12 protein-coding genes are annotated in these 13,687 nt (G+C 70.3%); 5 read left to right on the top strand and 7 right to left on the bottom strand.

Annotated features, from left to right (window positions below; genetic code table 11):
* Positions 1-225: 225 nt before the first annotated feature.
* Positions 226-1,329, bottom strand: a complete 1,104-nt coding sequence (locus OG975_RS29940; RefSeq protein ID WP_406332480.1) for a Glu/Leu/Phe/Val dehydrogenase dimerization domain-containing protein — start codon at positions 1,327-1,329, stop codon at positions 226-228.
* 77 nt (positions 1,330-1,406) lie between these two features.
* On the opposite strand from OG975_RS29940, the gene OG975_RS29935 reads away from it, so the two are divergent.
* Complete coding sequence (locus OG975_RS29935; RefSeq protein ID WP_406332479.1) at positions 1,407-1,865, top strand: Lrp/AsnC family transcriptional regulator; 459 nt, start codon at positions 1,407-1,409, stop codon at positions 1,863-1,865.
* Positions 1,866-1,965: 100 nt separating this feature from the next.
* Here OG975_RS29935 and OG975_RS29930 read toward each other — a convergent pair whose 3' ends face one another.
* Both OG975_RS29930 and OG975_RS29925 read right to left on the bottom strand, forming a co-directional pair.
* A complete protein-coding gene (locus OG975_RS29930; RefSeq protein WP_406332478.1) occupies positions 1,966-2,997 on the bottom strand; it encodes a BMP family protein in 1,032 nt (343 codons plus the stop codon).
* A 320-nt stretch (positions 2,998-3,317) separates the two neighbouring features.
* Positions 3,318-4,538 (bottom strand): amidohydrolase, encoded by a 1,221-nt coding sequence (locus OG975_RS29925; RefSeq protein WP_406336529.1) that lies wholly within the window; start codon positions 4,536-4,538, stop codon positions 3,318-3,320.
* Positions 4,539-4,798: 260 nt separating this feature from the next.
* On the opposite strand from OG975_RS29925, the gene OG975_RS29920 reads away from it, so the two are divergent.
* Positions 4,799-5,155: a hypothetical protein gene (locus OG975_RS29920; protein ID WP_406332477.1), complete on the top strand. Its 357-nt coding sequence runs from the start codon at positions 4,799-4,801 to the stop codon at positions 5,153-5,155.
* Positions 5,156-5,182: 27 nt separating this feature from the next.
* Here OG975_RS29920 and OG975_RS29915 read toward each other — a convergent pair whose 3' ends face one another.
* The 4 genes from OG975_RS29915 to OG975_RS29900 form a co-directional block, all read right to left on the bottom strand.
* On the bottom strand, positions 5,183-6,334 hold the full coding sequence (locus tag OG975_RS29915; protein WP_406332476.1) for a hypothetical protein: 1,152 nt from the start codon (positions 6,332-6,334) through the stop codon (positions 5,183-5,185).
* Positions 6,335-6,372: 38 nt separating this feature from the next.
* Entirely contained in the window at positions 6,373-7,311 is a 939-nt protein-coding gene (locus OG975_RS29910) for an N-acetylneuraminate synthase family protein (RefSeq protein ID WP_330306884.1), read from the bottom strand.
* A 14-nt stretch (positions 7,312-7,325) separates the two neighbouring features.
* A complete protein-coding gene (locus tag OG975_RS29905) occupies positions 7,326-8,624 on the bottom strand; it encodes a cytidylyltransferase domain-containing protein (protein WP_406332475.1) in 1,299 nt (432 codons plus the stop codon).
* Between the two features lie 83 nt (positions 8,625-8,707).
* Entirely contained in the window at positions 8,708-10,021 is a 1,314-nt protein-coding gene (locus tag OG975_RS29900) for a DUF6716 putative glycosyltransferase (RefSeq protein ID WP_406332474.1), read from the bottom strand.
* 198 nt (positions 10,022-10,219) lie between these two features.
* Between OG975_RS29900 and OG975_RS29895 the strand changes: the two genes are divergently transcribed.
* From OG975_RS29895 to OG975_RS29885, 3 genes are read left to right on the top strand one after another with little or no spacing between them, the layout of a single operon-like run.
* Complete coding sequence (locus tag OG975_RS29895) at positions 10,220-11,197, top strand: glycosyltransferase family 2 protein (protein ID WP_330306881.1); 978 nt, start codon at positions 10,220-10,222, stop codon at positions 11,195-11,197.
* Positions 11,194-12,528, top strand: coding sequence for an alpha-2,8-polysialyltransferase family protein (locus OG975_RS29890; RefSeq protein ID WP_406332473.1), 1,335 nt, complete (start codon positions 11,194-11,196; stop codon positions 12,526-12,528). Before OG975_RS29895 ends, OG975_RS29890 begins: the two co-directional genes overlap by 4 nt.
* A complete protein-coding gene (locus OG975_RS29885) occupies positions 12,525-13,676 on the top strand; it encodes an acyltransferase family protein (protein ID WP_406332472.1) in 1,152 nt (383 codons plus the stop codon). The genes OG975_RS29890 and OG975_RS29885 overlap by 4 nt, the downstream gene beginning before the upstream one ends.
* Positions 13,677-13,687: the final 11 nt, after the last annotated feature.

Raw genomic sequence — 13,687 nt, 5'->3', positions numbered from 1 at the left:
TTCCCCGCGCCCCTGAAAGACGGGGGCGGGCGGGGGTCGTTCGTTTGACTGCGGGACGGTGGGGGCTGGGCGCGCAGTTCCCCGCGCCCCTGAAAGACGGGGGCGGGCGGGGGTCGTTCGTTTGACTGCGGGACGGTGGGGGCTGGGCGCGCAGTTCCCCGCGCCCCTGAAGGCTCGGGGCTGCGCCCCGTCGCCCGCCCCCCGCGGTGGGCGGGGACGCACACCCTAGGGGCGGCCGTCCACGATGCCGGGGCCGGGACGAGCCCTGCGAACCCGTTGTTCGGCGAGCTGTACGGCCGCGAGTGCGGGGGTGATCCGGTGGGTGCGGGCCTTGTGGAAGACCTGGCGGAGCGTGGCCGCGATGTCGTGGATGCGCTCGGTCAGGCGTTCCTCGGGTTCCTGGCGCAGTTCGACGCCGGTGGCGTGGATGACTCCTCCGGAGCTGACGACCACGTCCGGCGCCCAGAGGATGCCTCGGGCCGCGAGGAGGCGGGCGGTGGCCGGTTCGTCGAGTTGGTTGTTGGCGGGGCCGGCAACGGCGGCGCACCGCAGCAGCGGCACCGTGCGGGCGGTCAGCAGGCCGCCGAGCGCGGCCGGCACGAGGATGTCGACCTCCGTCGCGAGGGCGTCATCCGGATCCACCCAGGTCGCGCCCAGCTCCTCGGCCAGGCCGCGTGTGGCCGGGTCGACGTCGGTCACGACGAGCCGCGCGCCGGCCCGGTCCAGCAGCCGGGCCACATGGGCGCCCACCGCACCGAGGCCGATCACCCCGAACGTCCGGCCGGCGAGCTCCGGTGAGCCGAAGGCCTCGTCGGCCACCGCGCCCAGTGCCGCGAGGGTGCCGCGCGCGGTGTGGAGGGAGGAGTCGCCGCTGCCGCCGTGCTCGACGGGCCGGCAGCAGACGTGTGCGGTGCGTTCGCCGATCACAGACATGTCGGCCGGGCTGCTTCCGACGTCCGGGCCGGCGATGTAGCGGCCGCCGAGCGATTCGATCACGTCGCCGAGGTCGTGGAGCAGCGCCGTACGCTCCGCACCGGCCGGCCGGGCCGCGGTCGGGAGGGCGACGACTGTCTTCGCGCCGCCGTGTTCCAGGCCGGCCAGCGCGTTCTTCTCGGTCATCGCCGCCGCCAGCCGCAGCGCGTCCGCGACCGGGGCGGCCGGGTCGGCGTAGTGAGCGATCCGGCACCCGCCGGCTGCCGGGCCGAGAGCAGTGGAGTGGATCGCGACAGTGATCGCCAGGCCGCTGCGGCTACCGCGTACGACCTGCACCAACTCGTGTGAAGGATTCGGGATGTTGGGGGACAGAGCTTGCTCAAGTGCGGCTGTCATGGCGTGAAGCTAGCCGTTCCGGCAGAGCTCGCGGCTGTCCGCCGAAGAGAATTCGGTACGGGGGCCATACTCGCCGCATGGACGAACTTGATTCGGCGATCGTCCGGCATCTGCAGCGCGATGCGCGGCAGACCAACCGCGACCTCGCCCGTACCCTCGGCATCGCCCCGTCGACCTGCCTCGAACGCATCCGCGCGCTGCGCGCCCGCGGGGTCATCACCGGCTATCACGCCGCGGTCGACCCGGCCGCCCTGAACCGCCACGTCCAGGCCCTCATCCACTTCCAGATCCGCCCCCTCAGCCGGGCGGTCATCGAGGCGTTCAAGGCGTATGCCGCCGGCCTGCCCGAGGTCAGCACGGTCTACGTCGTCACCGGCGGCGACGACATGATCGTGCACGTCTCGGTACCCAGCGTGGACTACCTCCACGGCTTCCTCATGGACAAGTTCACCGAGCGCCGCGAAGTCGTCGGATTCCGTACCTCCGTGATCTACCAGCACACCCACAATCAGGTGCTCGCCCCGCTCACACCTTGACCCGCGGGGTCCGGGGCGGACGCACGCGGCCGCGGGAGTGAAGCTCTGGCTTCACTCCCGCGGCCGTGTGGCTGGTGCTCAGGCGGTCACCTGGTGTTGGTCACTTGGTGTTGACGGTGATCTTGCCGTCGATGATGTCCTGCTTGGCCTTGTCGACCGCGGCGACGACGTCGGTCATGGCCTTGTACTTCGGGTTGGTGTCCGCGAAGCCGACACCGTCGTTGGCGAGACCGCCGCGGACCACACCGGTCTTCGGCTTGCCCTCGTACACGGACTTCACGAGGTCATAGACCGCGCCACCGACGTTCTTCAGCGCCGAACCGAGGATGTAGTCCTTGTACTTGGCGAGCGCCGACTGCGAGTACTGGTCGGAGTCGACACCGATCGCCCAGACCTTCTTGCCCGCAGCCTCGGAGATCACGCCCTGGCCGGAGAGACCGGCCGCGTGGTAGAGAACGTCGGCGCCGGCCTCGATCTGACCGGCCGCCGCGTCCTTGCCCTTGTCGGGGCTGGAGAAGCCACCCTCCTGAGCCGTCTCGGTCAGGTACTGCTTCTCGATCTGGATCTTCGGGTTGACCGACTTGGCACCCTGGACGAAGCCCGCCTCGAACTTGTGGATCAGCGGGATGTTCACACCGCCGATGAAGCCGATGTGGTCCTTCTTGGTGACCTTGGCCGCGGCCACGCCCGCCAGGTAGGAGGCCTGCTCCTCGTGGAAGACCATGTCGGCGACGTTCGACGCCTTGTCCTGCTCGTCGTCGATGATGCCGAAGGTGACCTTCGGGTACTTCGCCGCGACCTCCTTGACGGCCGGCGCGTAGACGAAGCCGACACCGATCACCGGGTTGTAGCCCGCCTTGGCGAGCTGCTCCAGGCGCTGCACCTTGTCCGCGTTCGACTCGCCGTCCTGCGGCTCGATGTCACGGCCGCCGATCTTGAACTCCGTCTCAGCCTTCTGGAAACCGGCGTACGCGGCGTCGTTGAAGGACTGGTCGCCCTTGCCGCCGATGTCGTACGCGAGGCCGATGCCCTTGCCCGTGTACTTGCCGGAGCTGTCGGAGGAGGTGGAACCTCCACTGTCCTTGCTGGTGCCGCAGCCGGCCGCGGCGAGAGCGACGACCGCTGCGGTCACCGCGACTTGGGAGAACCTGGTCCTCCGAGAGATCAGACGCACAACAAGCACCCTTCATCCCCACGGCACCGTCACCGGACCGCATCCCCAATTCGCCGTCACCGCAGCGATTTCGGCGCACAGTAACGCGCGTAGACGGGGAGGGGAACGGGGTTTCTCCGGGCCGTTATCGAACCGTGCCGCCACCGGGTTACGTTTGCGCGCCACCGGTTACGGACCAGTGACGCAAGTGGACGAAGAGGTACCAATCGGGGCATCAATCAAGCCACCGATCGGTATCCTCCCGGCCACCTCACGCACACGACGTGGCGTACGGCCGCTCAGCCCGCCGCGTCCAGCAGGGCTGCCGCCGTGAACATCTCGACCCCCACCGTGATGGCGTACTCGTCCGCGTCGAAGTCACCCCGGTGCAGGTCACGGGTGGTGCGGTCGCCCGGTGTGCGCACACCGAGGCGGGCCATCGCGCCGGGCACATGCTCCAGGTACCAGGAGAAGTCCTCGCCGCCGAGGCTCTGCTCGGTGTCCTCGATGGAGTGCGCGCCGCGCCGGGCGGTCATGGCGTCGCGGAGGAGGTCCGTGACGGCCGGGTCGTTGACGACCGGCGGGACGCCCCGGATGTAGTTGATCTCGGACTTGGCGCGGTAGAGATTCGCGATCTCGTCGATCGCCGCGTGCACCAGGTCCGGTGCGGCCCGCCAGGCGTCGAGGTCCAGGCAGCGTACGGTCCCGGACAGCTCGGCGTGCTGCGGGATGACATTGCAGGCGTGCCCCGACTCGATCCGTCCCCAGGTGACCGCGAGGCCGCTGCGGGCGTCGACACGCCGGGCGACCAGCGCCGGTACGTCGGTGACGACGCGCGCGGCGGCGGTGACGAGGTCGGTGGTGAGGTGGGGGCGCGCGGTGTGACCGCCCGCGCCGTCGAGCGAGACTTCGAGCCGGTCGCACGCCGAGGTGATGGCGCCGTGCCGCAGACCGATGCGCCCCGCGTCCACCTTCGGGTCGCAGTGCACGCCGACGATCCGCCCGACGCCGTCGAGGACACCCGACTCGATCGCGTCGGGGGCGCCGCCGGGCAGCACCTCCTCCGCCGGCTGGAAGATCAGCCGTACGGGACGCTTCAGCTGCCCCTCGCGGTGCAGCTCGGCGAGGACGAGCCCGGCGCCGAGGACGACCGCGGTGTGGATGTCGTGGCCGCAGGCGTGAGCGCGGTCGGGCACGGTCGAGCGGTAGGCGCACTCGGTCTTCGTGTCCGGGATGGGCAGTGCGTCGATGTCGGCGCGCAGCGCGAGCATGGGCCGTGCGCCGTCCCGGTCGCCGATGTCACAGATGAGGCCGGTCCCGGTGTCCAGGACGCGCGGCTCAAGGCCCGCCTGCTCCAGGCGCGCCTTGAGCGCCGCCGTGGTGCGGAACTCCTGGTTGCCGAGCTCCGGGTGCATGTGCAAGTCACGGCGGAACGCCACGAGTTCGGCGCGCAGTGCCTCGGGCAGCGCGCCGGGGAGCGACGGTTCCCTGGGGAGATCGGCCTCGGACTCTCGGGACATCAGTTGGTTCACCCTCTGAAGGGTAGGGCGACGGGGCGGCCAACTAACCCACGATCAACAAAAGTTCAGCCCGTTAGGGGAAGAAAATATGGCCGCGCGGCGCATAGGTATATGCGGGGATGGGTACACTCGCCCGCTCTTTTCGGGCGATGGATCTTGAACCGGTCCGCCGGGGATTGCCCACGGATCACGATCACGGATCACGCATCACGGATCCGCACGGTGAACGCCCGGAATGCCCGATCCCATTCCCGGACGCCATGTCCACCGTGTACTACTCCATGTCCACCGTCTCACAGCACACCCGCTGGATTCCGGAACCATCACCGCCATGCGGCTGTTTCGACACGGACCGTGATCTGCGGTTCGTGGACGGGCACTCTTCGGCCATGAACGTATGCGGGTGCGGCGCGGGCCATATCGCCTGGATGCTGGCGAGGTTCGGACTGATCAGGCTGGCGGCACTGGTGTTCGCGGTGCTCGTCGTGATGATCATGGCGGGCTGGGCGCTGGGGTGGGGCGTGTGGACGGTGCGGCTGCTGCGGCGTCGGAACGAGGTGGACGAGGGCGAGAGCCAGGGCCTCGCGGGGTTCGCCTGGCACGACGACGAGCCGTAGCCGCCACCCGGCAGACGTCTCGTCGGCCTAAGCCGTGCTCACCGCCGACAGCCGGGTCACGTCCCGCGCCGTTCCCGTGACGCCCGAGAGGAACCCCTGCGCCCGCGGTGAGGCGTTTTCGGTCAGCCAGGTCGGGTCGATGTCGCAGACGGCGACGCGGACCTCGGTGCCGACCAGGGCCAGCGGGAGGGTGTGGACGACCGTCGAGGGGAAGCTCAGGATCGTACGGCCGATGGGGCCGCGGCGGGCGATCAGTTCCAGGGGCAGGTCGGGGCGGACGATTTCGAGGCCCGTCTCGGCGGCCAGCCGGTGCAGCTTGTCGGTGCTCTCGCGGCGGTGGGCGAAGTAGCGGGTCGCGCCGTGCGCCCCCGCGAGGCTCTTGACCGCCGCCAGGTAGCGGTCCGGGTCGACCACGCCCGTCTCGACGAGCGAGGTGCCGACCAGGTCGGCGCCCTTGGTGATGCGGGGCGGGCCGAAGCGGGCGCGGGTCCAGGAGAAGTCGTTGGCGGTGATGCGGACGCCGTCCGGGGCCGAGTCGATCGGCATGGAGGAGAAGACCTCCACGCTGCGGCGGCCGCTCGGGGTGAGACGGCGGCGGGCCGAGGCCGAGACCGGCGCGAAGAGCACGTCGCGCGCACCGGGGCGGCCACCGCGCCGGTGCCAGCGCACCAGACGCTCACCGCGGGCGAGCTGGGCGACGAACTCCATCGTCGCCGTGCCGTCGTCGACGACGACCAGGTCCTGAGCCTTGGTGATCGTCAGCAGGAGCTGTACGTAGCGGGAGAACGGGTCCCCCATGACGATGCGCCGGGCCTTGCGGAGCAGCGGGGCCAGTCCCCCGATGGTGTGGAAGGGGGCCGTGGTGCCGCCGCGCGCCTCCTCCCAGCGGACCTGGTGACCCTCGTCGCGGGCCAGTTCCGCCATACGGCGCAGCTGGCCGCGGGTCATCGGGTCGTTCGGCGAGAGGACGACGAGGGTGAACCCCGCGCCGGGCGCCGGGGCGGCCGTCCCGGAGGGCCCCGCGCCGGACGCCGGCTCGGGAGCCCCGGAGGGCTCCGCGCCGGGCGCCGTCGCACCGTGGGCGTGTGTGTGCGCCCACTCCAGCACGTTCAGGAGCTGTACCGGACTCTCGACGAAGGCGAGAGTGTGGGAGCCGGCGGAACCGGCGCGGGGGCTCATCGACGTACGACCGTCCCGTCGTAAGGAATTCAGGGCGTTCAGACCGCGACCGGCTCGCCCGCGGCCGCGGCGATCTCCGCCTCGGCGACGACGCCCGTGACGCGGCGCAACTTCTTCATGGGGCCGAGCTCGGACTCGTAGACCTTCTTGACACCGTCACCGAGGGAGGCCTCGATGGTGCGGATGTCGCGGACCAGGCGGGTCAGACCCTGCGGCTCGACCGAGGCGGCCTGGTCGGAGCCCCACATGGCGCGGTCGAGGGTGATGTGACGCTCGACGAAGGTGGCGCCGAGGGCGACCGCGGCGAGCGTGGTCTGCAGGCCCGTCTCGTGGCCGGAGTAGCCGATCGGAACGTTCGGGTACTCGGCCTGGAGGGTGTTGATGACGCGGAGGTTCAGCTCGTCCGCCTTCGCCGGGTACGTCGAGGTGGCGTGGCAGAGCAGGATGTTGTCCGAGCCGAGGACCTCGACCGCGTGGCGGATCTGCTTCGGGGTCGACATGCCGGTGGAGAGGATGACCGTGCGGCCGGTGGCGCGGAGCGAGCGCAGGAGCTCGTCGTCCGTGAGGGACGCGGACGCGACCTTGTGGGCCGGGACGTCGAACTTCTCCAGGAAGGCGACGGCCTCGGTGTCCCACGGGGAGGCGAACCAGTCGATCCCCTTCTCCTTGGAGTACTCGTCGATCTGGCGGTACTCGTCCTCACCGAACTCCACACGGTGGCGGTAGTCGATGTAGGTCATCCGGCCCCAGGGGGTGTCGCGCTCGATGTCCCACTGGTCGCGCGGGGTGCAGATCTCCGGGGTGCGCTTCTGGAACTTGACGGCGTCGCAGCCGGCCTCGGCGGCGGCGTCGATCAGCTTGAAGGCGTTCTCGAGCTCGCCGTTGTGGTTGATGCCGATCTCGCCGACGACGTAGACGGGGTGGCCGGGGCCGGCGGTCTTCGAACCGAACGTGCGCAGACGGGAGTTGGTGCTCATGGCGGGGAAGTTCCTTACTTGTCGAGGGAGTCGAGAGAAGGGCCGAGGATCCAGCTGGCGATCTCTCGGATCGCGCCGTCGCCACCGGGGACAGTGGTGACCGCGCGTGCGGCGCCGCGCACGACGTCGTGGGCGCTCGCGACCGCCACGGGCCAGCCCACGAGGGCGAAGCACGGGAGGTCGTTGACGTCGTTGCCGACGTAGAGCACGCGCTCAGGCGCGATGCCCTGCTCCTCGCACCACTGCTTCAGTGCGAGGTCCTTGCGGTCGATGCCGTGCAGGACCGGGAGCTTGAGCTTCCGGGCCCGGGCGGCGACCACCGGGTTCTGTTCCGAGGACAGGATCAGCATCGTCAGCCCGCTCTTGCGGAGGGCGGCGATACCGAGCCCGTCTCCGCGGTGCACGGAGACGAACTCCCGTCCCTCGGAGTCGATCAGCACCCTGTCGTCGGTCTGGGTGCCGTCGAAGTCGAGGACGACCGCGTCGATGTCTTCGGCGGTCGGGAGGGTGCCGGGCCGGTGCGCGTCGAAGAGCGGCGCGAGGGCGCGGGCACGGGCGAGGTCGTGCGGGTCGTCGATCTCCAGCACGCGGGCCGGGTCGGTGCGCACCAGCTCCGTACGCCCGAAGAAGCGGTGCCGGTGCTCGCGCAGGCCCGCGGCGTCCATGGCGTACGCGGCGCCGGTCTCCAGGAGGTCCTGGGGGCGGTCCTGGCGGCGCGGGCGGAACGACTTGTCGTGGTTGACGCCGTAACCACCGTCGGTGGCGGTGGAGTTGGCGACCTTGGTGGAGCCCCCGACCTCGGCGGTGCGCGCGGTGTCGACGACCGCCGGGTCGTCGTCCGCGTCCCGCCAGATGAAGCCGTGGAACGGCGCCACCGTCAGCGCGGTGTCCGCGCCGTTCTCCACGACCGCGCCGGCGACCCCGTCGATGTCCTCGCGGACGATGAACGGGCTGGTGCACTGGACGAGCAGGACCACGTCGACCGCGGAGCCGTGCAGCGCCTCGTGGGCGTCCATGGCGTGCAGGACGGCGGCCTCGGAGGTGGCGGTGTCGCCGGCGATGGCGGCGGGCCGCAGCACGACCTCGGCGCCGGCCTCGCGGGCGGCGGCGGCGATCGCCTGGTCGTCCGTGGAGACCACGACGTCCGTGACGAGCCGGGTGGCACGGCACTCGCGCACCGCGCGGGCCACCAGCGGCACACCGCCGACGGGGAGGAGGTTCTTCGCGGGCACGCCCTTGGAGCCGCCGCGCGCGGGGATCACCGCGAGCACGCGGCGCACCGGCGCCGCTTGGCCCGCTTCCGGGTTGGTCATGCGCTGTTCTCCTTGACGAGGAAGACGAGAAAGGCGTGGGGGGCGTGGGCTTCCGGAGGTGCCGGGTCCCTGGGCGGCGGCGCTCACAGCTCTCCCATCCGCCGGATCACCGGCGCCACGCGCTGGACGCCGTGGCGGTAGGCGCCGCGGGCCGCCCGGCGCACGATCTGCCGTACGGGGCTGGGCTCCTTGTCCGCCGCGGGCGCGCCGGGCAGCGGGCTGCCGTCCGGGCCGAGGTGATGGCGGGCGAGGATGCCGGGCAGATAGCCGGACGCGGTGACGGGCGTGTAGTAGGGGGCGAGGGCCGGGAGCCCGGGCGCTTCCAGCAGTTCGCTGATGCGGAACCGCGCCACGTCGAAGGCCGTCTCGTACGACCCGTCGGCGGCGACGCCCTGCCGGGCCACCCACGCCGCGTCGGACACCGGCCGGTACCCCTCGTCGAGCTGGTCCCAGGAGGCGAGGCAGCCGGAGCCCACGAAGTGGTGGTTGCCGAGCGCCTCGCGCACCCCGAGGTCGCTCAGGACGACGGTGGGGATACGGCGGTGCAGGGACTCCAGGGCCGCCGTGGAGCTGATGGTGACCAGCAGGTCGGTGCGGTCGAGGACCTCGCCCATGTGCCCGTACACCAGGCGGAAGTTGGCGGGCGGGTCGGCCTTCTGCACCAGCTTCTGGTAGGGCAGCTCCTCGATGTGCGTGGTGTGTTCGCCCGGCTTGGAGCGCAGCTTCAGCAGGACCTCGCGGTCCGGGTGCAGCCGTGCGTGCTGGATCAGCCGGTTCAGCAGGTACGTGCGGTCCTTGCGGCTCTCCGGTACGGAGGGCTGGGCGGCGAAGACGACCGTGTACGGGTCGTGCCCCCCGGCGGGGTACGCCGTGCCGCCCAGGAAGGGCAGCGCGACCTCGGTCACCGACTCGGCGTCGGCGCCGACCCCCTCGTACACGGTCCGGAAACGGTCCGCGTCCTGGCGGGAGTTGGCGAGGACGAGGTCCGCGCCGTGCCGCAGCAGCAGCCCGTCGGCGAGCTTCTCGTAGACGACGCCGACATAGCCGGTGACGACCACGGGCCGCTTCGTCCGCCCGTCCCAGGCGCGGGCCAGCCCGTGCAGCATCGCCTGGACGGCACCGCCGACGAGGGCGAGGACCAGAACGTCGTACTGCTCCTTCGCCATGTCGCGCAGGAATTCGACGGCGGTGACCTCGCGGAGGGAATCCGCGCGGACGCCGACTTCTTCGAGCTGGCGGGCGGTGGGGGTGGCACGGCCGCGCAGGAGGTATCCGTCGAGGTGGATGTCCGATTCGGTGGGAGAAATGCGGTTCGCGGTGAGCGAGCCCCATTTCCACCGGGTATCAGAGTCCGCCAGGACGGCGACCCGCAGGGACTTCGTGGTACTTGCTGGCACGTCCAAGACGCTAGAAAGCGATGTGGAGTTGCGGCCCAACCTGAATGCAACAAAGGGTTAACAGCACATCGACGAATGGCGAATCGGGCCGCTTACGCACAGGAAAAAAGCCTGGTTCACAGCTTCGCCACGCGCCGTTCACCTCGCATCAAGCCGCCGGTCAAGACGAATGCCGGGCCGCCGCCTAACGTCACATGGGTGGTCAAGCTCTCCGTCATCGTGCCGTTCTACAACGTGCAGCAATACGCGCCCGACACTCTGAAGAGCCTGCGTGCGAACGCGCGGGCGGACTTCGAATTCATTCTCGTCGACGACTGTTCGCGCGACGAGACACCGGACATCCTCGCGCGCGCGGAGCGCGAGCTCCCGGGCGCGGTGTATGTCAGACATGAGAAGAACGGAGGACTGGCGACCGCGCGCAACACGGGCATCGACGCGGCACGCGGCGACTACCTCACGTTCCTCGACGGGGACGACTGGCTCGCCCCCGGCTATTACGAGCAACTCCTGGCCTCCATCGAGGACTTGGGCTGCGACTTCGTCCGTACGGACCATGTCCAGTGCACCGCCCGCGCCCGCACCATCCACCGTGTTCCGCAGGGCCGGCGGGGTGTGGTGATGAATCCGCGCGACGCGATCCTGCCCGCCGACCGGTCCACCTCCGTCGACTACGCCTACGCCTGGGCGGGCATCTACCACCGCCGGCTGGTCGACCGCGGACTGCTGCACTTCACCCACGGACTCCGTACGGCCGAGGACCGGCCGTGGATCTGGAAACTGCACCGCGAGGCGGAATCCTTCGCCACGGTGGGGCTGCTCGGCGTGTTCTACCGGCGTGGCGTAGCCTCCTCTCTCACCCAGATCGGCGACGTACGTCAGCTCGATTTCATTCGCGCGTTCGATCAGGTCGTGGCGGAAACCGCCGAAGATCGTGACGCGGAAAAACTCCTGCCCAAAGCCGTGCGCACATATTGCGCGATTATTTCCCATCACCTGGGATCCATCGAAAGGTTCGAGCCAGCGGTGGCACGGAAACTCAAGTCCATGAGCGCCGTCGCCCTGCGGCGTATGCCGCAGGACGTGCTCGACGATGCCCTCGACTCGATGGACATCCAGCGCGCCACCCGGCTGCGCCGGCTGCGCCGCCGTCCCGCCGCCACGGGGGTGGCCGCGTGACCACCCAGATCTTCCTGGCGTCCACGCTGTACGGAACGGCCACGCTCGCCGCCGCCCTGGACACCGAGTGTTTCGCGCCCGCCGGCCGGCGCATCCTGCTCGTCTCCAACAATGCGGCGACACCCGAGACGACGTCCGGCGTGGACGAGATGCCCGGCTTCGAGCAGCTGCGCGGCCGCTTCGACGACGTGATCTCCTGGAACGAGACCATCTCCCCCTTCCACCCCGGCGGTTGGGCCCCGCGGCTCGACGACGTGCCCCTGTGGGAGCGGCATCTGCGGCTCGCCTGGAACCTGGGCGACGACGACATCGAGCTGGCCGTCGAGTCGATCCAGGTGAACCCGGCGCTCGGCGTCGCGCAGATCTTCACCGGCGCGCCCGTCACCGTCTACGCGGACGGCCTGATGAGCTACGGCCCCACCCGCAACAAGATCGACCCGCTGGTCGGCACCCGGGTGACCCGCCTGCTCCACCTGGACCTGGTCCCCGGCCTCACGCCCCTGCTCCTCACGGAGTTCGACGTCGAGCCGGAGATCGTGCCGACGGACGCGTTCGTGAAGGTGCTCGCCGAACTCGTGGACACCGGCGACGCGTTGCCCGCCATCGACGAACCGGCGCTCCTCCTCGGCCAGTACCTCTCCGCGCTGGACATCCTCACCGCCGAGGAGGAGGAGAACCTCCACGTACGGATGCTGAAGGGCGCCCTCGCGCTAGGCCACACCCGCGTGGTGTTCAAGCCGCACCCCTCGGCCCCGGCCCGCTGGTCGCGCCTGCTGGAGAAGGAGGCCGAGAAGCTCGGCGCCGACCTCACGGTGCTCGACACCCCGGTCCTCGCCGAGGTGCTCTACCAGCGGATGCGCCCCGCCCTGGTCGTCGGCTGCTTCTCCACCGCGCTGCTCACGGCGTCCGCGCTGTACGGCCTCCCCGTCGCCCGCATCGGCACCGGGTCGCTCCTCGACCGCCTCACGCCGTACGAGAACAGCAACCGCATCCCCGTGACGATCGTGGACGCCCTGCTGCCCGAGCTGACGGACGAGTCGGCGGTGACCGAGCAGCGGCACGGCATGGATGTCACGGCCCTCACCCGACTCGTACGCGCCGTCGGGTTCGCCATGCAGCCGAAGATCTACCCGGACCTGCGCAAGGCCGCCGAGGACTATCTGACACACCATCTGAACCAGCACACCTGGCGGTACTTCAAGCGTCGCCGCCTCACCTCGCTGGCACTGCCCGGCGCGGTCCCCGCGCAGCTCGCCTTCATCCCGCGCAACGCGACGGTCCGCCGAGTGGCGCGCCGCGCACGGTCGTTGAAGCGGGCGGCACTCGGATGACCGCCTCAGCTTCCGCTTCCACCTCGGCGGAAGCGCCGCTCGCACCGGTCGGAGACGCCGTCGGCGTCCCGCCCCGGATAATCCCCCGGGCGCACGCGCCACGCCTGCGTGCGCTCGACGGGCTGCGGCTCATCGCCGCGCTGATGGTCGCCGCGTACCACTACGGCGGCCGGGACGGCGAGGTCGCACAGGCGTGGGGCAGTTCCGCGAGGCACCAATTTCCGCTGCTGCACTCGTACTTCGCGTACGGCTGCCTGGGCGTCCAGGTCTTCTTCGTGATCAGCGGGTTCGTGATCTGCATGAGCGGCTGGGGCCGGCCCCTGCGCTCGTTCTTCGCCTCCCGCGCCTCCCGTCTGCTGCCCGCCTACTGGGCGGCGATCATCATCGTGATGGCGGTGTTCGCGCTGCCCGTGGTCGCGTACAAGACGGTCTCGCCGAGCGACGCGCTGGTGAACCTGACGATGCTCCAGCAACCCCTGGGCGTGGACCGGGTGCTGGGCGTCTGCTGGACCCTCTGGGCGGAGGTCCGCTTCTACGCCCTCTTCGCCCTGTGCGTCGTCCTGCCGGGCGCCAACCGGCAGCGGGTCATCCTGTTTTGCGCGGGCTGGACACTGGCGGCGGCGATCGCGCAGGCCGCGAACGAGCCGCTCCTGAATATCGTCCTGATGCCGGAGTACGCCGCGTACTTCATCGGCGGCGTCGGCCTCTACCTGATCCACCGCAATCGGCGGGACGCGTACGCCTGGGGCATCGTGGGCGTGAGCTGGCTGATCGGCCAGCACTACGCGGTGGTGAAGCTGTGGCACGCCCCGAACCCGGACTTCTTCTCCTACCGCACGTCGTACGGCATCATCCTGGTCGTCACGTTCGGCTATCTGGCGGTGGCGGCCATCGCGCTCGGCTGGCTGAACTGGGCCAACTGGCGCTGGCTGTCGGTCGCGGGCGCCCTCACGTACCCCTTCTACCTGGTCCATGAACACCTGGGCTGGGTCGCCATAAAGGCCTACCACCAGACCCTGGGCATCCCGTCGTACGGCACCTTTCTGGCCACGGTCGCCACCATGCTGCTGCTGGCCTGGCTGCTGAACCGGTACGTGGAGAACCGACTGACACCGAAGATCCGCTCGGCGCTGTCGCCTCCGCGCTGACGCCCGCCGCG

It is taken from the genome of Streptomyces sp. NBC_00203, from assembly GCF_045206325.1.
Lineage (GTDB): Bacteria > Actinomycetota > Actinomycetes > Streptomycetales > Streptomycetaceae > Streptomyces > Streptomyces lutosisoli.
The sequence above is the reverse complement of the archived record's forward strand: the minus strand, read 5'-3'. Positions and strand labels throughout refer to the sequence as shown.

Bases quoted from the DNA above. Each gene is read 5' to 3' on its own strand.
- OG975_RS29905 (WP_406332475.1), bottom strand. From the start codon at position 8,624: ATGACCAACCCGGAAGCGGGCCAAGCGGCGCCGGTGCGCCGCGTGCTC.
- OG975_RS29935 (WP_406332479.1), top strand. From the start codon at position 1,407: ATGGACGAACTTGATTCGGCGATCGTCCGGCATCTGCAGCGCGATGCG.
- OG975_RS29910 (WP_330306884.1), bottom strand. From the start codon at position 7,311: ATGAGCACCAACTCCCGTCTGCGCACGTTCGGTTCGAAGACCGCCGGC.
- OG975_RS29925 (WP_406336529.1), bottom strand. From the start codon at position 4,538: ATGTCCCGAGAGTCCGAGGCCGATCTCCCCAGGGAACCGTCGCTCCCC.
- OG975_RS29920 (WP_406332477.1), top strand. From the start codon at position 4,799: ATGTCCACCGTGTACTACTCCATGTCCACCGTCTCACAGCACACCCGC.
- OG975_RS29885 (WP_406332472.1), top strand. From the start codon at position 12,525: ATGACCGCCTCAGCTTCCGCTTCCACCTCGGCGGAAGCGCCGCTCGCA.
- OG975_RS29940 (WP_406332480.1), bottom strand. From the start codon at position 1,329: ATGACAGCCGCACTTGAGCAAGCTCTGTCCCCCAACATCCCGAATCCT.
- OG975_RS29915 (WP_406332476.1), bottom strand. From the start codon at position 6,334: ATGAGCCCCCGCGCCGGTTCCGCCGGCTCCCACACTCTCGCCTTCGTC.